19 protein-coding genes are annotated in these 23,828 nt (G+C 61.4%); 7 read left to right on the forward strand and 12 right to left on the reverse strand.

Features of this window, described 5'->3' with window-relative positions; translation table 11 throughout:
• Positions 1 to 190: 190 nt before the first annotated feature.
• A complete protein-coding gene (locus OX460_RS13440; RefSeq protein ID WP_034757436.1) occupies positions 191 to 874 on the reverse strand; it encodes an RlmE family RNA methyltransferase in 684 nt (227 codons plus the stop codon).
• 42 nt (positions 875 to 916) lie between these two features.
• Between OX460_RS13440 and OX460_RS13445 the strand changes: the two genes are divergently transcribed.
• Positions 917 to 1,387, forward strand: a complete 471-nt coding sequence (locus OX460_RS13445; protein WP_010397237.1) for a YhbY family RNA-binding protein — start codon at positions 917 to 919, stop codon at positions 1,385 to 1,387.
• A gap of 98 nt (positions 1,388 to 1,485) precedes the next feature.
• Here the strand turns inward: OX460_RS13445 and OX460_RS13450 are convergent, their stop codons facing one another.
• From OX460_RS13450 to OX460_RS13475, 6 genes are all read right to left on the reverse strand, one after another.
• Positions 1,486 to 1,929: a DUF4149 domain-containing protein gene (locus OX460_RS13450; RefSeq protein ID WP_251351225.1), complete on the reverse strand. Its 444-nt coding sequence runs from the start codon at positions 1,927 to 1,929 to the stop codon at positions 1,486 to 1,488.
• Positions 1,929 to 2,405 (reverse strand): transcription elongation factor GreA, encoded by a 477-nt coding sequence (gene greA, locus OX460_RS13455; protein ID WP_034757428.1) that lies wholly within the window; start codon positions 2,403 to 2,405, stop codon positions 1,929 to 1,931. The genes OX460_RS13450 and greA overlap by 1 nt, the downstream gene beginning before the upstream one ends.
• Positions 2,406 to 2,568: 163 nt before the next feature.
• On the reverse strand, positions 2,569 to 5,799 hold the full coding sequence (gene carB, locus OX460_RS13460; protein ID WP_077402818.1) for a carbamoyl-phosphate synthase large subunit: 3,231 nt from the start codon (positions 5,797 to 5,799) through the stop codon (positions 2,569 to 2,571).
• The gene (gene carA / locus OX460_RS13465; protein ID WP_289898952.1) at positions 5,792 to 6,970 is read right to left on the reverse strand and encodes a glutamine-hydrolyzing carbamoyl-phosphate synthase small subunit; all 1,179 of its coding nucleotides are present in this window, start codon (positions 6,968 to 6,970) and stop codon (positions 5,792 to 5,794) included. Before carA ends, carB begins: the two co-directional genes overlap by 8 nt.
• 461 nt (positions 6,971 to 7,431) lie before the next feature.
• Positions 7,432 to 7,836, reverse strand: a complete 405-nt coding sequence (locus OX460_RS13470) for a heme-binding protein (protein ID WP_034757420.1) — start codon at positions 7,834 to 7,836, stop codon at positions 7,432 to 7,434.
• 59 nt (positions 7,837 to 7,895) lie between these two features.
• A complete protein-coding gene (locus OX460_RS13475) occupies positions 7,896 to 8,807 on the reverse strand; it encodes a patatin-like phospholipase family protein (RefSeq protein WP_289898953.1) in 912 nt (303 codons plus the stop codon).
• Positions 8,808 to 9,045: 238 nt separating this feature from the next.
• On the opposite strand from OX460_RS13475, the gene OX460_RS13480 reads away from it, so the two are divergent.
• From OX460_RS13480 to OX460_RS13490, 3 genes are all read left to right on the forward strand, one after another.
• A complete protein-coding gene (locus OX460_RS13480; RefSeq protein WP_289898954.1) occupies positions 9,046 to 9,489 on the forward strand; it encodes a hypothetical protein in 444 nt (147 codons plus the stop codon).
• A gap of 119 nt (positions 9,490 to 9,608) precedes the next feature.
• Positions 9,609 to 10,271 (forward strand): hypothetical protein, encoded by a 663-nt coding sequence (locus tag OX460_RS13485; protein ID WP_289898955.1) that lies wholly within the window; start codon positions 9,609 to 9,611, stop codon positions 10,269 to 10,271.
• Between the two features lie 14 nt (positions 10,272 to 10,285).
• Positions 10,286 to 10,555, forward strand: coding sequence for a barstar family protein (locus OX460_RS13490; protein WP_289898956.1), 270 nt, complete (start codon positions 10,286 to 10,288; stop codon positions 10,553 to 10,555).
• Positions 10,556 to 10,570: 15 nt separating this feature from the next.
• Here the strand turns inward: OX460_RS13490 and OX460_RS13495 are convergent, their stop codons facing one another.
• Positions 10,571 to 11,317, reverse strand: coding sequence for a hypothetical protein (locus OX460_RS13495; protein WP_289898957.1), 747 nt, complete (start codon positions 11,315 to 11,317; stop codon positions 10,571 to 10,573).
• Here OX460_RS13495 and OX460_RS13500 point away from each other — a divergent pair.
• Complete coding sequence (locus OX460_RS13500; protein WP_289898958.1) at positions 11,297 to 11,617, forward strand: hypothetical protein; 321 nt, start codon at positions 11,297 to 11,299, stop codon at positions 11,615 to 11,617. The two genes, OX460_RS13495 and OX460_RS13500, sit on opposite strands and share 21 nt — an antisense overlap.
• A 323-nt stretch (positions 11,618 to 11,940) precedes the next feature.
• On the opposite strand, the gene OX460_RS13505 is transcribed toward OX460_RS13500, so the two are convergent.
• From OX460_RS13505 to tssF, 4 genes are all read right to left on the reverse strand, one after another.
• The gene (locus OX460_RS13505; protein WP_289898959.1) at positions 11,941 to 14,163 is read right to left on the reverse strand and encodes a DUF3274 domain-containing protein; all 2,223 of its coding nucleotides are present in this window, start codon (positions 14,161 to 14,163) and stop codon (positions 11,941 to 11,943) included.
• Between the two features lie 40 nt (positions 14,164 to 14,203).
• Complete coding sequence (locus OX460_RS13510; RefSeq protein ID WP_289898960.1) at positions 14,204 to 16,957, reverse strand: type VI secretion system Vgr family protein; 2,754 nt, start codon at positions 16,955 to 16,957, stop codon at positions 14,204 to 14,206.
• A gap of 79 nt (positions 16,958 to 17,036) precedes the next feature.
• On the reverse strand, positions 17,037 to 18,062 hold the full coding sequence (gene tssG, locus OX460_RS13515; RefSeq protein WP_289898961.1) for a type VI secretion system baseplate subunit TssG: 1,026 nt from the start codon (positions 18,060 to 18,062) through the stop codon (positions 17,037 to 17,039).
• Complete coding sequence (tssF, locus tag OX460_RS13520; protein ID WP_289898962.1) at positions 18,026 to 19,867, reverse strand: type VI secretion system baseplate subunit TssF; 1,842 nt, start codon at positions 19,865 to 19,867, stop codon at positions 18,026 to 18,028. Before tssF ends, tssG begins: the two co-directional genes overlap by 37 nt.
• Positions 19,868 to 20,350: 483 nt before the next feature.
• On the opposite strand from tssF, the gene leuA reads away from it, so the two are divergent.
• A complete protein-coding gene (gene leuA, locus OX460_RS13525) occupies positions 20,351 to 22,057 on the forward strand; it encodes a 2-isopropylmalate synthase (RefSeq protein WP_099664506.1) in 1,707 nt (568 codons plus the stop codon).
• A gap of 167 nt (positions 22,058 to 22,224) precedes the next feature.
• Entirely contained in the window at positions 22,225 to 23,826 is a 1,602-nt protein-coding gene (locus OX460_RS13530) for a methyl-accepting chemotaxis protein (RefSeq protein ID WP_289898963.1), read from the forward strand.
• Positions 23,827 to 23,828 lie beyond the last annotated feature (2 nt).

Consider the following 23,828-nt stretch of genomic DNA (forward strand, 5'->3'; position numbering starts at 1 on the left):
GATGCAGTGCGCATCTCTTTACCTATAGCTAGAAACACGATTTTACTCGCAATAAGCGGGCCGTGCCAAAGCCCGCCGATCCGTGCGCGCGAAAAAATCGCGTTCACGCAAAAAAATGCAGTATAAACAATTTAGGCTTTTATGCCATCAGACGCTACTGCACTTCTCGTTCCCATGTGCGGATTCCCTCTTAAATATCAAGGGCGGAATCATCTTCTTCCACGGCATTTTTCAGCGGATTCTTGATTCCACGGCCCATCAGGAAGATTTCCGACGATTTATCGCGGCTGGCCTTGGGCTTTTTCTGCACGACGACCTTGAATTCGGCGCGGAATTTCTCCACGATCTGGCTGAAACCCATGTCCTTGAAGCATTTCACCAGCAGCACGCCAGACGGTTTCAGGTGCAATTGCGAAAATTCGATGGCCAGGTCGATCAAGTGTTCCATGCGCGCGGCATCCGCCGTGGCAATGCCCGACAGGTTGGGCGCCATGTCCGACAGGACCAGGTCGACCTTGCGGCCCTGCAACACCACTTCTAGCTGGCGCAACACGCGCGCTTCGCGGAAGTCGCCCTGGATGAAGTGGAAATCGGCGATTGGCTCCATTTCCAGCATGTCCAGGCCAATCAGGGTACCATTGACCCCGCCGCCGTCCTTGCCGGCCAGCTTGCGCCGCGTGTACTGGGCCCAGCTGCCAGGAGTGCAGCCCAGGTCGACGATCACCTGGCCAGGTTTGATCAGTTTCTCGTCTTCATCGATTTCTTTCAGCTTGTATGCTGCCCGGGCGCGGTAGCCCTCTTTTTGCGCCAACTTCACATATGGATCATTTATGTGGTCGTGCAACCAGTTTTTGTTTAATTTCTTCTTTGCCATTCGCGTAGAATACTGCTTTTAAGGGAATTACTAAATATTATTATGCTAAAACTTACACCCGTAGAGCGCAGCGCACTGCGCGCCGAAGCACACGCGCTGAAGCCTATCGTCATTATTGGCGAAGCGGGCTTGACACCTGCTGTCCTCAAAGAGATCGACCTTGGCCTGGATTCGCACGGTCTGATTAAAGTCCGCGTGTTCGGCGACGACCGCGAAGCCCGCGTCGGAATGTACGATACGATTTGCGGCAATCTCGGCGCCGCCCCGGTACAACATATTGGCAAACTGCTGGTAATCTACCGTCCGAAAAAAGAAGTGGTTAAGGAGAAGGTCAGCGCCGGCAAAGGCATGCGCGAAGTGACCATCGTCAAGGCCAGCGCCAGCGGCACCAAGCGCCCGAGCGTGACGAAAGTCATGATCAAGGGCAATGAGCGCGTTACCGAAGGCGGTTCCATCAAGCGTGCCAAGCCACGTCAGAAAAGCGCCAAGAAAAGCGCACTGGGCAGCAAGTAAGCCTGTTCACCCGGCAACCGCGAGGCGGCCGGGCTTGAAACAAGAAGCGGAGCACGGGATATTCCCTGCTCCGCTTTTTTATTGCTGCTGATTCAAGATTACTGCTGTTTCCAGATCAGCACGCCCGCCAGCAGGCTCTGCACGGCAAAGATCAGGGTCGACACGCCATGCAGCATGCCGAAGCGGCTGCGCATGGCCTCGTCCATGAGGCCCGACGGCGCTTGCGCCTTGATTTCGGCCATCAGGGGCGAAATGCCGAAATGGCTGAGCAGCGCGCACACCAGCATCGATAGTACCAATGCGGCCAGCAAGCGCCGGCGCTTCAGTTCCAGCGCGCCCGCGCCCCATTGCAACAGGGCCAGCAGCACCAGCGCACAGGCGATGGACAGCCAGGCCTCGGCGCGGAACATGCTGCCGGCGATATTGCCCGCCAGCACGCGGTCACTGAGGGTGCCGAACAGGGTGGGCGCCACGATGAAGCCGATGGTCCACAGGCTGCCGGCCCACAGGGTGGCAACGAGGAGGCGCACGCGCGTCAGCATCAGATGTACAGCACTTCCAGGATTTCGTATTCGCGCGGGCCGGACGGCGCCTGCACTTCCACCACGTCGCCGGCGTACTTGCCGATCAGTGCGCGGGCGATCGGGGACGTCACGGAAACCTTGTTCATTTTCAAGTCGGCTTCATCGAGGCCGACGATCTGGTACGTGACTTTCTGGCCCGATTCCAGGTCTTCCAGGTTCACGGTCGAGGCAAACACCACGCGGCCTTCCGCGTCGAGCGCGGTCGGGTCGATGATTTGCGCTGCGCCCAGCTTGCCTTCGAGCTCGGCGATGCGGCCTTCGACGAAGGCCTGGCGTTCCTTGGCGGCATCGTACTCGGCGTTTTCCGACAAATCTCCGTGCGAACGCGCTTCGGCGATCGCATCGATGACGATGCGGCGTTCCTTGGTCTTCAAATGATGCAGCTCTTCCTTCAAGAGTTCTGCGCCGTATTTGGTCAATGGGACTGAGGTCATGTTATCTCTACTATCTGCTAGTTATCGGCGCCGCTGTCCGTGTTTTGCCACGGTTAACGGACTTACCAAGTGAAAACCACAGAGGCCGCGCGCTGCTCTGCACGGAACTCTGTGGTTGATAAGCATGCAGTGTACCGCCTAACGGCGGCCACTGCAAACGCACTTAGTTCAAGGTCTTGTGCAGACCTTGCAAATCGTACACACGCAGCTCATCCAGGTGGCGGATGCCTTCGACGGCCGCTTCCGCGCCGGCGATGGTGGTGTAGGTCGTCACGCGCGACGCCAGGGCCGACGTGCGGATGGCCCGCGAATCGACGATGGCGCTGCGTTTTTCTTCCACGGTGTTGATCACCAGCACGATTTCATGGTTCTTGATCATGTCGACCACGTGCGGACGGCCTTCGATCACCTTGTTCACTGGCGTGACGGCGATGCCGGCAGCAGCGATCACGGCGGCGGTACCCTTGGTGGCGACCACGGTGAAGCCGGACTCGACCAGGTCACGCGCCACTTGCACGGCGCGCGGCTTGTCCGACGCTTTCACGCTGATGAAGACCTTGCCCGATTTTGGCAGGTTCACGCCGGCGCCCAGCTGCGATTTCACGAACGCTTCGCCGAAGGTCAGGCCGACGCCCATCACTTCGCCCGTCGATTTCATTTCAGGGCCCAGGATGGTGTCCACGCCCGGGAACTTGACGAACGGGAACACGGCTTCCTTGACGCTGAAGTATGGCGGCACGACTTCCTGCGTGATGCCTTGCGAGGCCAGCGACTGGCCAACCATGCAGCGCGCGGCGATCTTCGCCAGTTGCAGGCCGGTGGCTTTCGAGACGAATGGCACGGTGCGCGAGGCGCGCGGGTTGACTTCCAGCACGAAGACGACGTCTTTCATTTCGCCATCGATCTCCTGCTTCTGGATCGCGAACTGCACGTTCATCAGGCCGACCACGTTCAGGCCCTTGGCCATCAGCGCCGTCTGGCGTTTCAGTTCTTCGATGGTTTCCGGCGCCAGCGAATACGGTGGCAGCGAGCAAGCCGAGTCGCCCGAGTGCACGCCAGCCTGTTCGATGTGTTCCATCACGCCGCCGATGAAGGTCGTTTCGCCGTCGGAGATGCAATCGACGTCGCACTCGATGGCGTCGTTCAGGAAGCGGTCCAGCAGTACCGGCGAATCGTGCGACACCTTGACGGCTTCGCGCATGTAGCGCTCGAGGTCGCGTTGCTCGTGGACGATTTCCATGGCGCGGCCGCCCAGCACGTACGATGGACGCACGACCAGCGGGTAGCCGATTTCCTGCGCCAGCGCCAAAGCGTCGGCTTCCGTGCGCGCGGTGCGGTTAGGCGGCTGGCGCAGTTCCAGCTTGTGCAGCATTTGCTGGAAACGCTCGCGGTCTTCGGCCGCGTCGATCATGTCGGGCGACGTGCCGATGATCGGTACGCCGTTCGCTTCCAGGTCCAGCGCCAGTTTCAATGGCGTCTGGCCGCCGTACTGCACGATCACGCCCACCGGTTTTTCGATGGCGACGATTTCCAGCACGTCTTCCAGCGTCAGGGATTCAAAGTACAGACGGTCCGAGGTATCGTAGTCGGTCGAAACCGTTTCTGGGTTGCAATTGACCATGATGGTCTCGTAGCCGTCTTCGCGCATGGCGAGGGCCGCGTGGACGCAGCAATAGTCAAACTCGATACCCTGGCCGATACGGTTCGGGCCACCGCCCAGCACCATGATCTTTTTCTTGTCGGTCGGATTCGATTCGCACTCTTCGTCGTACGTGGAGTACATGTACGCCGTGTCGGTCGAGAACTCGGCCGCGCACGTGTCGACGCGCTTGTAGACGGGACGGATGTTCAGCGCATGGCGCTGCTGGCGCACGGCCGTGTCGGTCGTCTGCAGCAGGAAGCCCAGGCGGCGGTCCGAGAAGCCCTTCTGTTTCAACTTGTACAGGGTGTTCTTGTCCAGGTTTTCCAGCTTCTGCGTGTCGAGCCACAGTTCCAGGTCGACGATTTCCTTGATCTGGATCAAGAACCATGGATCGATCTTGGTCAGGTTGTGCACTTCTTCCAAAGTGAAACCTTGGGCAAACGCATCGCCCACGTACCAGATGCGCTCAGGACCAGGCTCGCCCAGTTCTTCTTCGATCTTTTCGCGGTCCTTGGTCTTTTCATTCATGCCGTCCACGCCCACTTCCAGGCCTCGCAAGGCTTTCTGGAACGATTCCTGGAAGGTACGGCCGATGGCCATCACTTCGCCGACGGATTTCATCTGCGTCGTCAGGTGGTGGTCGGCGGTCGGGAACTTCTCGAACGTGAAACGGGGGATCTTGGTGACGACGTAATCGATCGACGGTTCGAACGATGCCGGCGTGGCGCCGCCCGTGATTTCATTGCGCAACTCGTCCAGGGTGAAACCGACGGCCAGCTTGGCGGCGATCTTGGCGATCGGGAAACCCGTCGCTTTCGATGCCAGGGCCGACGAACGCGATACGCGCGGATTCATCTCGATGACGATCATGCGGCCATCGACGGGGTTGATCGAGAATTGCACGTTCGAGCCACCGGTGTCGACGCCGATCTCGCGCAGCACTGCCAGCGAGGCATTGCGCATGATCTGGTATTCCTTGTCCGTCAGGGTTTGCGCAGGCGCAACCGTGATGGAGTCGCCCGTGTGCACGCCCATCGGGTCGAGGTTTTCGATCGAGCAAATGATGATGCAGTTGTCCGCCTTGTCGCGCACCACTTCCATCTCGTACTCTTTCCAGCCCAGCAACGATTCTTCGATCAGCAACTCTTTCGTCGGCGAAGCTTCCAGGCCGCGCTTGCAGATGGTTTCGAATTCTTCTTCGTTGTAGGCGATGCCGCCGCCGGAGCCGCCCATGGTGAACGATGGACGGATGATGGTCGGGAAGCCCAGGGTGCGCTGCACGGCCCACGATTCTTCCATCGAGTGCGCCACGCCGGAACGGGCCGAACCGAGGCCGATCTTGGTCATCGCGTCCTTGAACTTGGAACGGTCTTCGGCCTTGTCGATGGCTTCCGGCGACGCGCCGATCAGCTCGACGTTGTATTTTGCCAGCACGCCATTGTTGAACAGGTCCAGCGCGCAATTCAGCGCCGTCTGGCCGCCCATCGTCGGCAGGATGGCGTCAGGACGCTCCTTGGCGATGATGCGTTCAACGACCGACCAGGTGATCGGTTCGATATAGGTCACGTCGGCCATTTCCGGATCCGTCATGATGGTCGCAGGATTGCTGTTGACCAGGATGACTTTATAGCCCTCTTCGCGCAGGGCCTTGCACGCTTGCGCGCCGGAATAATCGAATTCGCAGGCCTGGCCGATCACGATCGGGCCAGCGCCAATAATCAGAATACTTTTGATATCTAAACGTTTAGGCATTTTTCTTTTTCTCCTCCGCAGCCATCAAGTTGATGAAGCGGTCAAACAGGTAAGCAACATCCATCGGGCCCGGCGACGCTTCAGGGTGGCCCTGGAAGCAGAAGGCCGGCTTGTCCGTGCGGGCAAAGCCCTGCAGGGAGCCGTCGAACAGCGATTCATGGGTCACGCGGCAATTCGCGGGCAAGGTTGCCGCATCGACTGCGAAACCGTGGTTTTGCGAGGTAATCAAGACCTGTTTCGTTTCCAGGTCTTGCACCGGGTGGTTGGCGCCGTGGTGGCCGAACTTCATCTTCAGCGTTTTCGCGCCGGAAGCCAAAGCCATGATCTGGTGACCGAGGCAGATGCCGAAGGTCGGGATGCCCTTCTCGATCAGTTCCTTGGTCGCCGCGATGGCGTAGTCGCACGGCTCCGGGTCGCCGGGGCCGTTCGACAGGAAGATGCCGTCCGGATTCAACGCCAGGGCGTCGGCAGCCGTCGCTTGCGCGGGCAGCACGGTGACTTTGCAGCCGCGCGCCGTCAGCATGCGCAGGATATTGCGCTTGACGCCGTAGTCGAAGGCGACCACGTGGTATTTCGCGTCCGCGTCGGCCAGCTGGCCGTAGCCTTCGCCCAGCGTCCATTCCGTTTCGCGGTACTCGTAGGCGTCCTTGCTGGACACGACCTTGGCCAGGTCCATGCCGGACAGGCCGGGGAAGGAGCGGGCCAGTTCCAGCGCTTGCGCGGCGGATGGCTCGTTGCCTTGCGTACCGACGAGGATGGCGCCGCCCTGCGCACCTTTTTCACGCAGGATGCGCGTGAGCTTGCGTGTATCGATGCCGGCGATGGCGACGATATTTTCAGCTTTCAGGTAATCGGACAGGGAGAGGGTGGAACGGAAACTGGATGCCAGCAATGGCAGATCGCGGATGATGAGGCCAGCGGCGTGAACCTTGGAAGATTCGACGTCTTCCGGATTGACGCCCGTATTGCCGATATGCGGATAGGTCAGGGTGACCATCTGGCGGCAATAGCTTGGGTCGGTAAGGATTTCCTGATACCCGGTCATCGAGGTGTTGAAAACAACCTCGCCCGTGGTATGACCGGCGGCACCGATCGAAAAACCTTTAAAGATCGTTCCATCAGCAAGCGCTAATATGGCTGGAACGGCAGGGCCAGAAAAAAATGGCGGCAAGGGCAACTCCTGATAAAGTTACCGTAGCTGCGCCACGTCAGACCGACCGCCTAGATACCCGAGCCAGATGCACTCAGGGTGTTTCAACGGTCATTTTGAATGAGGGGATGGGTAGTCGCTACGGTATATGTGTGATTGGCTAAACCTTTGAATTATAACCAAAAGGAAGCTTTTCCACAAGGAAGAAAACTCGGAATCGGCGGCATTTTTTTGCGCAGCAGCATAAATCCCCCGCCCCATGAAAAAAGCCGCCCGGCTTGCGCGGGGCGGCTGGTTCATTCTTCTGAACTATGCAATTGCGGTTATTACTTAAACCAGATAAATCACAGTTGACGTCACGACACTTGGCAAAACCGTAGCGAGCGGATGTGATTTGTGGCCGAGAAGCGCAACCGTACTAAAGTACGGTGAGCATCGCCGGCCGCAAAGCGCGCCGCGCAGTAGGTTTGGCCAGGTGTCCATCACACCAAGGCGGCGATACCTGCTTTCGCGATTTGCGCATCTTCCGCCGACTTGACGCCCGAGACGCCGACGGCGCCCACGTAATGGCCGTCGAACACGATGGGCACGCCGCCTTCCAGCAAGCCGTCGATTTCCGGTGCGCTCAGGAACGAGACGCGGCCGCCGTTGATCATCTCTTCATAGATGCGCGATTCGCGGCGGCCCAGCGCGGCCGTCTTGGCTTTCGATGGGGCGATGTGCGACGAGATCGGCGCCACGCCATCCATGCGCTGCAGCCACAGCAGGTGGCCGCCGTCGTCGACGATGGCGATCGTGACCGCCCAGTTATTCTTGACCGCTTCCGCTTCGGCGGCGGCAGCGATTTTCTTTACGTCGTCCAGGGTCAAAATCGGTTTCGATTGCATGGTGCATCCTTGTTATGTTGAATCAAAATTGTATACGAAATGCGCAGCGGCGCTATCCCCTACTGCTCGCGCTTGGCTTTCAGCTTTTGCTTGAGCTGCGCCATCACGGCAAAGGTCGCCTGCTCGCCCGCCAGGATCGCCTGGTTGCGGCTGTTGAAATCGTTGCCCTTCATGGTGCCCAGGCTGGGCTGGATCACCACGTCCGCATCCTTGAGCTCGAACTGGTTGATGCGCTGGCCCATGATGGCGAAGGTCTGCATCAGCACTTCCATCGAGCTGATGGCCTTCTGGGTATCCGTTTGCGACGAGATATTCACGGCGATGATGAAATCGGCGCCCATGTCGCGCGCAAAGCGCACGGGTACGGGGGCGACGAGGCCGCCATCGACATAGGTGTGGCCGGCAATCGTCACGGGCTGGAACACGCCCGGCACGGCCGACGAGGCGCGCACGGCCATGCCGGTGTTACCGCGCTGGAACAGGATCGGCTGGCCATTTTTCAGGTCGGTCGCCACCACGCCAAACGGAATTTTCAGTTTTTCCAGCGGCACGCCGCCCACGGCCTTGTTGACATAGCTTTGCAGCGCTTCGCCTTTCAGCACGCCGGACGACTTGCCGAACAGGGGCAAGGCCCAGTCGGAAATGGCTGCCTCGTCCATGTCGAACGCCATCTTTTGCAGGGCAAAGCCGGAGTTGCCCGCCGCATACATGGCGCCCACCACGCTGCCCGCGCTGGTGCCCGTGACGATGTCCGCGTTGATGCCCTGCGATTCGAGCGCCTTGATCACGCCGATGTGCGCGAAACCGCGCGCCGCGCCGCCGCCCAGGGCCAGGCCGATCTTGATCTTGCGCGGCGCGACGACGATGGGCTCGGGTGGCGTCAATACCTGGATAGGTTTCGGGGCGGTGGTTTCGCAGCCGGCCAGCGCAAAGGCGGCCAGGGCAAGCAGGGTCAGGCGTTTAGGGAACATGGTGGAGAATGAGAACCGCGCGCGGCAGTGGCAACAAAGGAGAGCCGATTGTAGCGCAAGCGGGGCCGCCCGCACTGAAGGCCGCCTTAAATGTTTATAAATGACAAGATTCTGAATCGTGCGCGCCACTGCGGCTGCTAGACTGGCGCCTGGCTTACCGCATCATTAATGTTGTTTTTAATATAATCAATTGCGCGCACCAGCCTGGCGCCGCAAGCCAACCTATATTGATCGGCTTATGAAAACAGACCTGTTACGCCTCATCGCCCATCCATGCCTGCTCGCTGCCGCCCTGCTGGGTGCGGCAGGCGCCAACGCCGTCGCGGCGACGCAGGGCGCCAATAACATCGCGGCGAAAATGGCGGGCTTTACCTGCACGGGGAACTTGCAGATGCCCATGGATCCGGGAGAGCACACGATAGCGCTCAGCTTTGACGCCCCCGACCAGCACGGGGCGCAAGGCACCCTCATGGTTGACGAGCGCGGCAAGGCGAGCAACTTCTACGACTGCCGGCAAAGCGGCGACAACCTGGCGTGCACATATGACGCGGGACCGGCCAGCGGCCCGCTGACCATGCGCTTTAGCGGCAAATTGAAGGAAGTAAAGGGCGAGATCAATTCCCCGTTTGAAAACAGCGCCACCATGCACTTTTCCGCGCGCTGCCAAAAATCGGCGCAGTAGCAGCCAACCCTCCGGCGTCGCAGCGTCCGGTGTATTGCTCAACCCTGCTTGCGCAACCCTGCCCCTGGTCTGGCAGGCAGTCAACCTATAAACTCTTCTCACTAGCCGAATCACAGAGCATGTCCGACGCATATCAATTTTCCGACAGCCGCGCCCTGAGCGACCCGTTTGCGCAACAGCTATCGCAGCAGCCGCCCGACGGCGCCCTCGCCTGGCTGACCGCCATCCTCGCCACGCAGGCGCCCGCGCTGCGCTCGTCGAACGCCACCTTGCTGGCCTACACGGGCAATCCGGCCGCCCTCGCCTGGATCGACGCCAATGTGGGCTCGCCCGTGGCGGGGCAATGGGGCGTGGCGGCGGCGCTGCTGGACACGCCGTGGCCGCGCATCCTGGACTGGCTGCAGCGCGGCGGCCCGCACCGGCTGATGGCGCTCGATACCTTGCTCGCCTACCGCAAGCCGGCCGTCAACATGTCGCCGCTGGAACAGATCGCCGCCCCCGTACTGCCGCAAGCGCCCGCGCGCGCCGACCTCGACGCCGCGCTGGCCGCCTGCCTGGCCGCCTCGGCGACGCCGCGCATCCAGGCGGCCGTCAACTCGATCCAGCAGCATGCGGACGACATCCTGCGCGGCGGCCCGCGCGGCGTGGCCGTGGCCGACTTGCCGCGCCTGTATCTGGACCCGGCGCCATTCCAGAATGCGTCCGCTCTCCTGGAACGGCACGAAACGGTGGTCGCCGGCATGCGTGCAAACCTGCAGAACTTACTCAAGGGAATAGTGTGAAGAGACCAACCCTTGTGTCAATCGACTTGAGCGATATCAACTCGCCGCGCCAGCTGCACGCGGCGCTGGCCGCCGCACTGGGTTTTCCTTCCTTCTATGGCATGAACTGGGATGCTTTCCACGATGCCATCACGGGCCTGGTGGACATGCCGCAACAGCTGGAGCTGCGCGGCTGGCCAGCCTTCGCCGCGCGCCTGCCCGACGAAGCGGCCATCCTGCAGCGCATCCTGGCGCGCATGGCGCAAGATGCGCCGGACGGGGCGGCGCAGCTATGCTATGCCTGACATGTCAGCACCTTTTTACTTCGAGTAACCCTGCTCATTGAATTGCCCCGCATCCAGGGTCGCCCAGGCATGGCGGATGCCCCACCACATCAGATAGGCATTGCCGCCGCCGCGCGCGCGGAACCACGGTTTCACGGGGTCGATGGGCCGCACCTTGGCCGGGGGCAAGATCAACACGCCCCTCGTCTGGCCCGCGTCGCTGGTGCCCGCCACCAGCACGTTCTGGCCGAAGTGATTCGCCTGCGCGATGCCCAGCGCCACGTTCGTCAAGGCCGTGGCGGCGCCCATCTCGCCCAGCAAGGCCGGCGTATTGAACGTCTGCTGGAGAAAATCGAAGGCCGGCAATTCCATCGTCAAGGTTTGCGCCAGGTAGGCGATGCGGTCCGATGAAGCCGGATGCGCGTTGTGCGCATCGTGGATCACATAGCCGATCTCGGCATCGGTCTTGCGTCCATTCACGGCCGCCTGCGCCAGCGTCGCCTGCCACGCCTGCACCGTCGGCGGCGGCAAGCCCTTCTGCGCAGCAAAGGCGCTGACCTGCTGCGTGGCCGGGTAGCCTATCCACGCCAGCGCATCGCGCTCCGTCTTGTAGTGGGGACCGGCCAGCACCAGCAACACCATGTTTTCATTGATCTGCTCATCTTTCGGAAAACTGGGCGCATCCCAGCTCATCACCCACACCGTTTCCTTCGGATGCGCCTGCAGGTAATCGAGCGCGGCCGCCAGGGAAACAAATCCGGCATGCGCGCCACCGGCCGTCACACGCACGTCAGGCGGGGTGGACTTGGTCCAGGAGTTGGGGAAGCTTGGATTCCCGATGGAAAAAGTATCGATGATTTCTTCGCGCAGGGCGGCGCCGGCCAAGAGAGGATCAAAACGCTCTGCGGGCACGGCATATTCGACATGAATGCCCGCCAATTCATTCCAGCCTTTTTTATGTTTGAAGTCGTGGGCGTTATAAAAATAGGTGGGATTGGAAAAATACACACCGTGGAAATTACCTATCATTTCAAACAAATATTTACCATGAAAATTAAAAAAAGTGCCCTTTCCATTATTTGACGAAGCTATCCCCGAAACAGATCTTACTTCGGAAAATATAGCAGGATATTGTTCTAACATATCGTCTTTTTTATTTGGCTTTACTTTCCCGAGCGTCCATAGCAGTTGCCATTCGGTTGGATAATCCTGACGCTGCAGCGGATTTAACCATTGCACACCGACCACTTGAGCAACGAATGGCTTCTCTGCTTCGATTGCTTTTAGCATGTCGTCATTAGTAGTAGTTCCCGAATGCACAGCGCAGGAAGATAGTCCTATTGTGGCCATGAGCGCGACCATGGAGGTAAATCTGAATTTTTTAGCCATTATTAATCCCTCTAATTTTAATTACTGGCATCTTCGCGTGAATCTATAATTTTTTCCGGCATTGCTCCTCCTGTGGATTCTTTTATCCACTCCGAGGCAGTCTGCCGTTTTAATCTCCCTTTTTTTAGATACTCCTTAAATACGAGCATATCCTTGCTTCCCTCAAAATCATTAAGAAACCGCCAATCCGCCATCGTCCTCAATTCCCGCAGCTCCGTTTCCAGCAGATGACAACAGCCCACGGCCACGTCATACGCCAGCGCCTTTCTGGCGTGCTCGCTGTTGGTCAGGATGGTGGAGTGATCGGTGGCATAGGTGCCGACGTTGCCAGCCAGGCCCGCCTGGATTTTCCGGTGGCGCCAAGCGGTGTATTCGGCGCTTGCCGTTTCGGGATGGTCTTCTTCGGTGACATGTTTGTCTTTCTGGACCTTGCCTTCGCGCTTGGCCATCATGCGCAGGGAGGCGTGGTATTCGTATTGCAGGGCCGCTTCGCTGCCTTCATCGCCGCGCGCCGCGTCCGTGCGCTGTTTTTCGCCATGCAGGCCGCCGCGCGGTATCGGCAACTCGCGCTCGCCATGGAAAGGGTCGCCCTGCGGATGGGCGGCATCCTTGTTGCGTTCCCAGCCGTGAGGATGCAGGCCCATGTCAAAGCTGGGGCAGATCGCGCCAAACAACTTCGCCTGCGGGAAGAACTTCTCCGGCAAGTCGGGCGCTTCCAGCGGGATTTTCCAGTACTTGTCGGGCGAGGCATTGATACGCTTGCGCATCAAGGTGGTGGCCACGATGGCGATGGGCGCAAACGCCACGGTGAGTATCTGGAACAGCCAGTTTTCTTGCGCCTCCAGCCCCTTTTCCACGCTATACGTGGAAATCATGGACGGCGGATTCCAGAAATGGTCGCTGCCGAAATCAATGGCAGGACGATGATCGCCCCAGTAGTCGTACGCGCCCTTTACGCCGACGGGAAAACCCTCGGCAAACACGCGCTGGGTAAATATTCCCTCGCCACCTGCCCTGGCGATTTCGCCAGGGTCGACCTTGCCCTGGCGGTCTCTCCTGGGCAGGCCGTCCTTGTTCAGCACCGGGCCGGCCAAGCCGCGCCAGCCGATGCCTTGCACCGTCAAGGACGAAATCACCTGGTCGTGCGGATTGCAATACAGGGTCACGCGGCCCACGGTTGCGCCCCGCACGCCATAGGCATCGATATCCTGCTGCGCCTTGAACGGGTGGTGCGCACTGCTCATGGCCTGGTCGATCTTCCCGGCCGGCCATTGTGCGGCGCGCCGCTCGCCGATGAGGGCGAAAAAGGCCGCCAGCGTGTCGATGCGCGCCGCGGCCGTCTGGCGGCCCGTGCTGCCGTCCGCCGCCTTCAGGTTGGACGACGTCCAGTTCTCCGCCATGTTGTCTTCCACCACGCTGTAGGGTGGATTACACAGGACATAATTATCGGCAATGCAAGGCCATAGCCTGCCTTGGGAGTCCGCCACCTTGGGCAGGCGCTCGCCCAGGAAGGCCGCCGCCATGCTGACCATATTGCCCTGGCTGTGGCACACGATGGTGATCGGCACATCGGCCTGCTTTTGCCGGATGGCCTCGATCAACCGCGCCAGGCGGTAGGCGGCCAGCACGAAATACGGCCGTGGCGGGCAAGCGTACACCTGCCGGTCATTGGTGGGATTCATGTGCTGGATCTGCATCCACAGGAATAGCTGGTCCGACAGGCCTTCGCCCCACAAGTCCGGCAGCGAAGTGCAGCCATTGGCAAAGGGCCCGCCGCCCCAGTAATTCTGTTCATTCAGGAAGATGCCGTCGCCATACGTCTGCAACTCGATATCATTGGCTGCGTAACCCCAGCGAAAACGGATCACGGGCGAATAGCCGTCGCCCTCCATGAAGGTTCTGGGTTTCATCAGGGGATTGATGAAGCCGTCGCGCGTCAGCTGCTTCAGATAGCGGGCCGGCGTCATGGCGATGCCTTCCTGGGCGCCACGCCCGGCATCGTGTACGCGCCGGTGCAAGCGGGCATTCAATCCCGCGCACAAACCGGCTTCCGCCTCGTCATACCACTCGCCATCAGAGTTGACGCCATGCACGAAAATCATGATCCCCGGCAAGGGCAAGCGCGTGGTAATCGGCAAGGTGTCATGGTCGAAGCGCAGCAGGCCATCGTTTTCGCCTATCTGCAGGTATTTGCTTTCATCGAAGGGCAAGGAACCGGCCTTGGGCTTGTGTACACTCATGCTTGACTCCCGTGAATGGTGGACAATGCACGATCCATGCTCAGTCGCGCGGCCTGAAAATACGCACCTTGAGTTTTTCCAGGCTGTCGCCCACGATGGCCGCGCCCTTGCCTTCGCCATCGGCATCGACTACGTGCTGCGAGCCATCCTCGCGCTCGACGACGATCTTGACGCCGCTGACGGGACTGCCGTCGAGGCCGGAAAGCACCTGCGGCATGCGGCCCAGGTCGCCTTCGTCAAAGCTCGGCAGTTCAGCCTTGCTGCTGGCCGGCCCATTCCAGTGATGGCCGTCAGTCTTGATGGTCAGCGCACCGGGGCCGCCCAGTTCCACGCTGCCGCCCGCCAGTTTCAGATAGGCGCCCCCGGCCGTCATGAACGTGATTTCATCCTGCGCCATGCCGATCAGGCGGGTATTCGCCGTCAATTGCAGGGCCTTGGCGGCGTTGAGCTGCATGTCGTCAAACTGGCTCTGCATGAGAAATTTGCCATGGTGCGCGATCTGGGCGATGCCGCCCTTGTGGGCAAACACGGAAACGCCATCGCCGGCCTGTACGCTGCAGCGCTGGCCGGCGATCACGTGCACATGCTGCTGCGCCACCGTGTCGACATTCACGCCGGCATAGCTGACGATGGTCTTGGGACTGCTCAGCGCCAGCCCCGCAGGCGCCGTCAGGCTGGCCGCAGGCGCCTCGGCACCAGCCACCGCTTCTTTCAAGGCGGCGGCGGGCGCCACGTCGACCGGCAGCGCCTGGTGTGCGCCAGCGTACTCGCCCAGCGATTTGAACAGGTTCAAACACTCCTGCATCAGGGCCACATGTTCCTCGGCCGATAGCTGGCCGCCTGCGGCGTCGAGCCGGCGCCAGGCCGACAGCAGCAATGCCTTGCCGCTGCGCACGGCGCCGCCATGATCGCTGCGCAACTCGAATCCGTCGCCGCGCTGGCGGCCTGCGCCGCCCGCGCGCGGCTCGACGAGAAATCCCAGGTTGAGCTCGGTGGCGGCGTGATCGCTGGCCAGCTGGGCGCTGATTTGCCGGGGCGTATCGTCGAAACGCAGCTGATTGCCGCCCTGGCCCCGCACTTCGCGGCTGCGCATGCCCGCCAGGTAGCGGTTGCCCGGCAGCGCGCCCCGCTTGCTGAGCGCCGGTGGCGGCGCCACCGTATTGAACAATTGCCCCAGGACAATCGGCCGGTCGGGATCGCCGGCCAGAAATCCGATCAGCACTTCCGAGCCGACGCGCGGCAATGCCAGCGTGCCGCACTGGTGCGCGCTGCCCTGTCCATCCCCAGCCCAGTTGCTGACGACACGCAGCCAGGCCGTGTCGCGCTCCGTATCCGAAGCACCGGAACCTTGCGCGTGCGCATGATCGGCAGCACGGGTAGCGGGGAAACGCACCTTGATGCGCCCTTGCTCGTCGCAATGCACTTCTTCGCCGCCGGGTCCGACGACGATGGCGCTTTGCAGTTGCGGCTGGGGCACATCGCGCTGCGGATCGAAGGCGGGCACCAGGGCCACGCTGGAACGCACGCAGCGAAAGCGCATGCGATAATGCGGCGTTCCTGGCCCCGTCTCGCCCGCTCCCCAGGCCGCTCCTTGCCCCTGCCAGCCATTCGAGGCGAACAGGCGCGCGATGCGCGCATCCAGCGCTTGCGGCAGATTGTTGCTGGCATGCACCTCCAATGCCGTCACCAGGAAACGCCGGCCCTCCGGCCGGTGCTGGTCGATCTCCGGATGTCCCGCCAGACTGAACTGCTGCCCCGCGCACAGCGTGCGCACCACGCCTTCGCCATGAAAGCACTTGGTTTCCACGTCATGGCGTGCCATCGCCAGCAAGCCCAGCCGTCGAAAATCCTCGGCGTCATTGCCCAGGTGCGGCGTCGCCACCAGATAATCGTCGAGGCTGGCGGCAAAACTATTGCCGCTGCTTCCCTGATCCGCCATCCCGCCAGCGTCCACCTGCATAAACTGGCGGTTACGCGGCGCCGCATAGTCCCAGCTGTGGTAGCCGGCACTGCCGGCTTGCAAGGTGCGCACGGCGCCCCAGGCCGTGATGGTATCGCTCTCTTCCGTGGCGTCCGCGCGGTGGTAGCGGATCACCGGCGCCGCATTCTCGGGCAGGCGGCTGGCATCATCGAACAGCAACAGGACGTGCGAGGGCACGGCGTCGGATGCCCCGCTCAGTGCGGCGCCAGGCTGGATGACCCAGGAAATGCCGCGCCGCCGCAGCAGGCGCCGGATGAATGCGGCATCGGATTCATTGTGCTGCATGGTCAATTCACGGGCCGGGAATCGACGGTCGGCCAAGGCCTGATCGATTTTGCAGGCAAACGTGGCGCCGATGATGGTGCTGCCCAGCCGCCATTCGGCGATCAGCAATTCGACGATTTCCAGCTCCGTCTTGCTGCGGAAAACACGCGTATTGCGGCGTTTCTCCATCAACGTCAGCGTATCGTGCAGCACCAGCTGGTAGGTGGCGAGGCCGCCATCGCTCAGTCCCGCGGATGCCTGGCCGACGATGCCGCACACGCTGCGCAACTGCCCTGCGTCGGTCACGATCTGCAACTCCGCCGGCACGCCGATGAACTGCTTGAGCGGCAGATGCGCATCGAGCGAGACGCAACGTATGTCGTACTCCAGGCTGCCGCAAATGGCTTCACGGCCATGCACCTGCTGCGGTAACAGCACATCATCGTTCACGCCGTCCGCATACGCCAGCCGCAGGCGCAATGGCCGGTTGCTGGAGTTCAACTCCTTCGCCCCCAGCATGAATTGCATGAATTCTTCCGCGCTATCCATTCCACCTCCCTGCATGCCGATACGCATCGCCCCAAGCTCATCAGTATTCATCTATTTACCGGCGGCCAATTGCGGCGCGTCAAGCGGAACCGGGAAATCGGACGTCATAGTGCATGGCGTCGCAGTCGCTGCCTGCCGCTCCCGCCAGCAAACGCGCAGCTTGCCCGAGGCAGGCAGCACCCTGCCGAGCCGCCAGGGTGCTGCCGTGCACATCGGCAGCGCGCAGGATCAGACGGATGTCGTATTGCACGCTAGGTAGGCCAAACAGGCTCAACATGCTTTTCAAGGCCAGTGCGCCCGAATTTCCAGGAAGAAAATCGTCGAACCGTGCCCGCGTCAGAGGGCCCAGGCACAGGCGCACGCGCAAATCCCTGCGCCGGCAACGGGCGCCCAGCATGGCCCCCTGCCCCAGGCTCGCATTGCTGCGATTGAGCAGCGAATGCTCATTGCTTGGGCGCACGTGCCAGGTGCTGACGAACGATTCGATGCGCAAGGGCACGTTAAAATAATCGGCCAGCACGTCCGCCATCCATGCGGCGCTGACGGGCCGCTGCCGCAGCGCCGCCGCGTAGTAAGCGAGCGCTTCCGGTGGCAATGCGCCTGTGCTTGCCAGGCGCGACGGCCAGGCGCCAGCCAGCGCCAGCTGCAATGACAGGAAGCCGGGGCGGCCGCTGGCGTCGACCTGGCACTCAATCCGGCTGCCGGCCCAGGCCTGATACAACAGCACGGGAGCGCGTTGCGACAGGGCGTCGAGAAAAGCACGCGCGCCGGCATTCCCCGTCGCCCGCTCCTGGCGCACCAGCCGCTCCGTATAGTGCAGGGGCAAGGTGCCGTTCACACCCAGCAAACCCGTGAAACTGGGCCGCAGGTGCAGGCGGCCATGCTCGCTGTCATGCCACACTGCCTCTATCTCGCAGGCAGGAAAGACCAGGGCAACGCTATGATGGAAACGCAAACCATCGTGCAAGGCCGACTCCGCGCACGCCCCCTGCCGGCATAGCCAGCGTTCGAGCAGGCGTACGGTCTGGAAGAAACCGAAACGGTACGGCGCCTGGGACAGCAGCGCGACTACGCCAGCGTCTGCTGGCCATTGCGGGGCAGGCATCGCAGCAACTCCTTCCCGCTTTTGTGCGAAATCACGAACAAACGGCAATAGCTGTTCACATGCACATACATGCCCAGCACATGGTCGATCACTTGCGCAAAGACATGCAGGCCACTGCCGATATAGGCTTCTTCCTCCACTGTCAGCAAGACGTCGATGCCAAACACCAGTACGCCGCCACTGGCGTCGGGCATCCAGGTGCTGCTGGCGCGGTGCGTCAATGCCTTGATGCCCTGAATTTGCCGTTGCGACATCAGGGAAGCCGGCAAATCATGCAGCGTCAGCATTTCCTGAAACAGCGCCACGCCATCGTCCAGCAAGGATTGATGATTCAATGACAGCAATGCCAGCAACCGGGCTTGCGCAGCCAAGTCGGCTTTAAAGCGGTACGCCGGACTCGGTTGACGCAACAGGCGCACCGGCAGCGCGCCAGCCGCCCCCTCGTGCCGCAGATCGCCGCCGGGCGAACCGAATGGCAATGCGCCCGGCAAATCGCGATTGCTGCACGTCAGGTCGACCGATACCGTCGCCATGCCCCCATGCGTATCGTCCTCGTCGCTGTCGACAAACGCCAGGCTGCTTTCGTAACCGGGATGGGCGAGCGCCCGCGCCTCGTCGCGCCGCAGCACCCAGCAAGGGCTCTTCGCGCCGGCAGGCTGCCCATGGTGTATGGCATAAAACGGCTGGCATTGCGTGACCGTGCCGGCATTGGCCCCCTGCCGCACCAGGCGCACGGCGTCGACACTATGGATGTCATACGCATGCGCATATTTATGTTCGGCGAGCAAGGGATACTCGCTGTGCGTTTGCGTCAGCCTGATCGGTGCTGCTGCCTGCTGGAACAAGTTAATGACCGGCGTGCAGCCAAGCAGCAGATTGCTTGCCGATACAGAGCGCAGCAAACGTGCGCCAGCGCTGCCGGCAGCGATGTCCCGCAAGCCCAGGTGCAAGGTCCAGCGCTCGCATCCGGGCGGCAAGCGTGGCGTAATCAAGCCAAGGTCGATATCAAAAAACTGGAATTTCTCAGGGAAGGCAAAGTATTCGGTCAGCAGGCAATAGGCGCGATGCGAGCCCGGCTTGCGCGGCAGCAGCGCTTCATCCGGCAAGAAACCGACGGCACGCAGCGGCACTTGCGGCAGTGGCAACTGTACGCCTCCCGCCTCGACCCACGCGTGCGCGGCATGCAGAAACAGGGCATCGCGCAACGTGGCGGCGAGCGATGGCGTGCCGTCGATGAAGACGCGCACGGCAGGCAGCGTGCATTGTTCCAGCGTGCCGGTGGCCGACGTGGAGACAATCTCGATGGCGATCGCGGTCGCGATGTCGGCGGGCAAATGCATCGCCGCAGTCACATCAATGATGGGAATGAAACGCGCACCGGCAAGGCTGAGCGGTGCCAGCACCACATCATAAGCGGTGCGAAACTTGCAGACGACACCCTGATATTGGGCTGCATGCATCAAGGTTCCGCGCGGCAACGTATCGATGCCGTCACGCGCCTGGCCCGCCGCCCCACTGGCGTCCACATGGGCAATCGAACACGCTGGAAACGGCCTCAGGTAGTGTGGGAAATTCACTTCCAGCATGGACTCGGTGAAGACACGGCGTGCGTCATCGACCTTCTTGGCCGTGCGGGCATTGCACAGGGCATATGCCTCGATCAGGCGTTCAATGTGGGGGTCCTGGCAATTGCTGCCCACGATACCCAGTGCGGCAGCGACACCAGGATAGCGCGCGGCAAATTCCTGCTGATGCGTACGCAGCATGCCCAGTTCGAGTTCATAGTATTTCAGCAAAGATTCCATGCCGGCGGCTCCAAGGCAGGACGGGCGACACATATCGCCAGACGGAAACTGCATTATTCAATAATGATAAAAAAGTAAATTGCGCAAGAACAATAAGTCGACCTGCGGCGTGGCGGCAGCATCGTTCCCTGCTGAAATATGCTTGACAGCCCCGCCTGATTTCCCGTACATTAAGTGCATGTCCTCCTTCAAACATTCCTCCCCTTCCCTGCTGTCGCTATCGCGACTACTACTAGCACGCGCATAAGTTTGCCGCATTGCTTCGCCTGGCCACACGCCGGCGTGTTTCAAAAACCCTGGAAGGTTTGATGATGTTTGCACCATCCCCATTCGTACACGTAATCCCCACTGCGACCGCCCCCGCTGGCATCGTCGCTGCACTGCTATCGCTACCGATCGCTTGCCTGGCCTAGTGTTGCGTGGCCGCCCGGCAAGCTTGCGCCACAACCATTGATTTCCCCCTATCTTCAGGAGTACCCGATCATGATGTTGCAAAACCCAGCTTCCAAATACCGCGCCTTTCCTCCCGTCAAATTGACCGACCGTCAATGGCCGAACCAGATCATCAGCAAACCGCCTATCTGGATGAGCACCGACTTGCGCGACGGCAACCAGTCGTTGATCGAGCCGATGAGTGCGGAAAAGAAGCTGCGGTTCTTCGACATGCTGATCGCCATCGGCCTGAAAGAAATCGAAGTGGGTTTCCCATCGGCATCGCAGACGGATTTCGATTTCGTCCGCAAACTCGTCGATGAAGGCCGCATCCCGGACGACGTCACCATCATCGTGCTGACCCAGTCGCGCGAAGAGCTGATCCGCCGCACGGTGGAATCCGTCGTCGGCGCCAAGCGCGCCATCGTCCACCTGTACAACTCCGTGGCGCCCGTATTCCGCAAAGTCGTGTTCGGCATGTCGCGCGAAGAAATCACGAATATCGCCACCACCGGCACCACCCTCGTGAAGCAATTGGTGGCGCAGCATCCGGAAACGGAATGGGGTTTTGAATACACGCCGGAATCGTTTTCCACCACGGAACTCGATTTCTCCAAGCATATCTGCGACGCCGTCAGCGCCATCTGGAAGCCGACGCCGGCCAACAAGATGATCATCAACCTGCCCTCGACCGTGGAATGCAGCACCCCCAACGTGTATGCGGACCAGATCGAATGGATGTCGCGCAAGCTGGCGCGCCGCGATTCCATCATCATCAGCGTGCACCCGCATAACGACCGCGGCACGGCCGTCGCGTCGGCCGAGCTGGCCGTGATGGCGGGCGCCGACCGCGTGGAAGGCTGTTTGTTCGGCAATGGCGAGCGCACCGGCAACGTCGACCTCGTCACCCTGGCGATGAATCTGTACACGCAAGGCGTGCATCCGGGCCTGGATTTCTCCGACATCGATACCGTGCGCAAGTGCGTCGAAGAGTGCAACCAGTTGCCCGTCCACCCGCGCCACCCGTATGCGGGCGACCTCGTGTTCACGGCCTTCTCCGGTTCGCACCAGGATGCGATCAAGAAAGGTTTCGCCAAGCAAGAAGCCGGCGCCATCTGGGAAGTGCCGTACCTGCCGATCGATCCGGCCGACCTGGGCCGCAGCTATGACGCCGTGATCCGCGTCAACAGCCAGTCCGGCAAGGGCGGCATGGCGTACTTGCTGGAACAGGAATACGGCCTGGTCTTGCCGCGCCGCCTGCAGATCGAATTCTCGCGCGCCGTGCAAGCCGTGGCCGACGCCACGGGCCGCGAAATCGCCGCGCAGGATATCCACGACATCTTCCAGCGCGAATACCTGGAGCAGACGGCGCCGTACGCCTACGCTTCGCACCGCATGGTGGAAGACACGAGCAGCGACGAATCCGTGCAGATCGACATCAGCCTGTCGCACCGCCAGACGCCGCTGGCCCTGCAAGGCGGCGGCAACGGTCCCATCGACGCCTTCGTCAATGCGCTGGGCTTGGACATCAAGCTGATGGATTACCATGAGCATTCGATCGGCTCCGGCGCCAATGCGCAAGCGGCTTGCTACGTGGAATTGCGCCTCGACAACGGCCCGACCCTGTTCGGCGCCGCCATCGACAGCAATATCGTCACCGCCTCGTTCAAGGCCGTGCTGTCCGCCGTGAACCGCCGCATCGGGCAAACGGAAGCCGAAAAAACAACAGCGGCCGACGTGGCTGCCAGCGCCGCCTAAGCAATTTCGGCGCGCTCCAGAGGGAGAAAAAGCGGTACGGCTTGATCGCCGTGCCGCTTTTTCATTTCTATAGGGCAATTAGTAGTGCAAATCAGGTATCACCCGCCGTATAATTGTTTCATAACAAGACCACCGGAGACAGATCATTAGCTACCGAGGGAATCAGTATGAAATTAACGGATATGAAGATAGGCGTGCGCCTGGGTGCCGGTTTTGGCGTGGTGCTGCTGCTGATGGCAGTGCTGGTGGGCACGGGCCTGCTGCGCCTGGATAAGATCGGTGCGCTCAGCGAAGCCATCATCGAGAAAGACTGGGCCAAGGCCGACGCCATCGCCACCATCCGCAGTACCACGCGTTCGAACGCGGCACTGGTGCTGGAACTGTTCATCCATGAAGATCCGGCCCGCGCCAACGCCATCCACGGCGAAATCGATGCCAACAAGGCCACCATCACCGATGCGCTGGTCGTGCTCGATCGCCTGATCGTGCTGCCTGAAGGCAAGGAACTGTTGGCCACCCTGAAGCAGCAGCGCAAGGCCTATGTCGTGTCGTTCAGCCAGGCCGACAAGCTGCTGGTGGCGGGACAGCGCGCGGAAGCGGCCGTGCACGTGCGCGACGACACCCTGCCCGCCCTGAACCAGCTGCAAAAGACGGTCAACCACCTGAATGAAATCCAGCGCGGCGTGGTCGTGCATGGCGGCCAGCAAATCAAGCAGAATATTTCCGCCGCCAATATGCTGATGGCCAGCCTGGGCACGGCCGCCCTGCTGCTGGGCGTGCTCTTTGCCTGGTGGGTCACGCGCTCGATCACCACGCCGATCGCGTATGCCTTGCGCGTGGCGCAAGCCGTGGCCGGCGGCGACCTGAGCAGTAAAATCGTGGCCGACGGCAAGGATGAAGCGGGCCAGCTGCTGCAGGCGCTGCGCGACATGAACACCAACCTGGCCACCCTCGTGGGCCAGGTGCGCGGCGGCACGGGCACGATCGCCGTGGCGTCGAGCCAGATTGCCAGCGGCAATGCCGACCTGTCGGCCCGCACGGAAGCGCAAGCGAGCGCGCTGGAAGAGACGGCCTCCTCGATGATCGAGATGACGGGTACCGTGCGCAGCAACAGCGACAATGCGCGCCAGGCCGACAGCCTGGCCCGCTCGGCATCGGCCATCGCGCAGCGCGGCGGCTCGGCCATGGCGGAAGTGATCGGCACCATGGACGCCATCAATGCCTCGTCGCGCAAGATCGTCGACATCATCGCCGTCATCGACGGCATCGCCTTCCAGACGAATATCCTGGCCCTGAACGCGGCGGTCGAGGCGGCACGGGCCGGCGAGCAGGGACGGGGCTTCGCCGTCGTGGCTTCCGAAGTGCGCAACCTGGCGCAGCGCTCGGCAGCGGCCGCCAAGGAAATCAAGGAACTCATTGCCGACTCCGTCAGCCGGGTCGACCAGGGCGCGCAGCTGGTCAGCCAGGCGGGCGCGACGATGGATGAAGTGGTGGCCAGCGTGGGCCGGGTCAGCGCCATCGTCGGTGAAATCAGCGTCGCCAACCACGAGCAAAGCGAAGGCATCGAGCAAATCAATGCCGCCATCATGCAGATGGATCAGACGACGCAGCAAAACGCGGCGCTCGTCGAGGAAGCGGCCGCGGCGGCGGCTGCCATGCATGAACAGGCGGGCGACCTGGAAACCCTCGTCAGCCAGTTCAAGCTGGAACAGAGCGCTGGAGGCCAGGCGCCAAGCCGCCCTGCCCCGTCCGTTCCGCGCCTGCACTAAGC

The sequence above is a fragment of the Janthinobacterium sp. SUN033 genome (assembly GCF_030397595.1).
In the GTDB taxonomy this organism is placed as follows: Bacteria; Pseudomonadota; Gammaproteobacteria; order Burkholderiales; family Burkholderiaceae_D; genus Janthinobacterium; species Janthinobacterium kumbetense.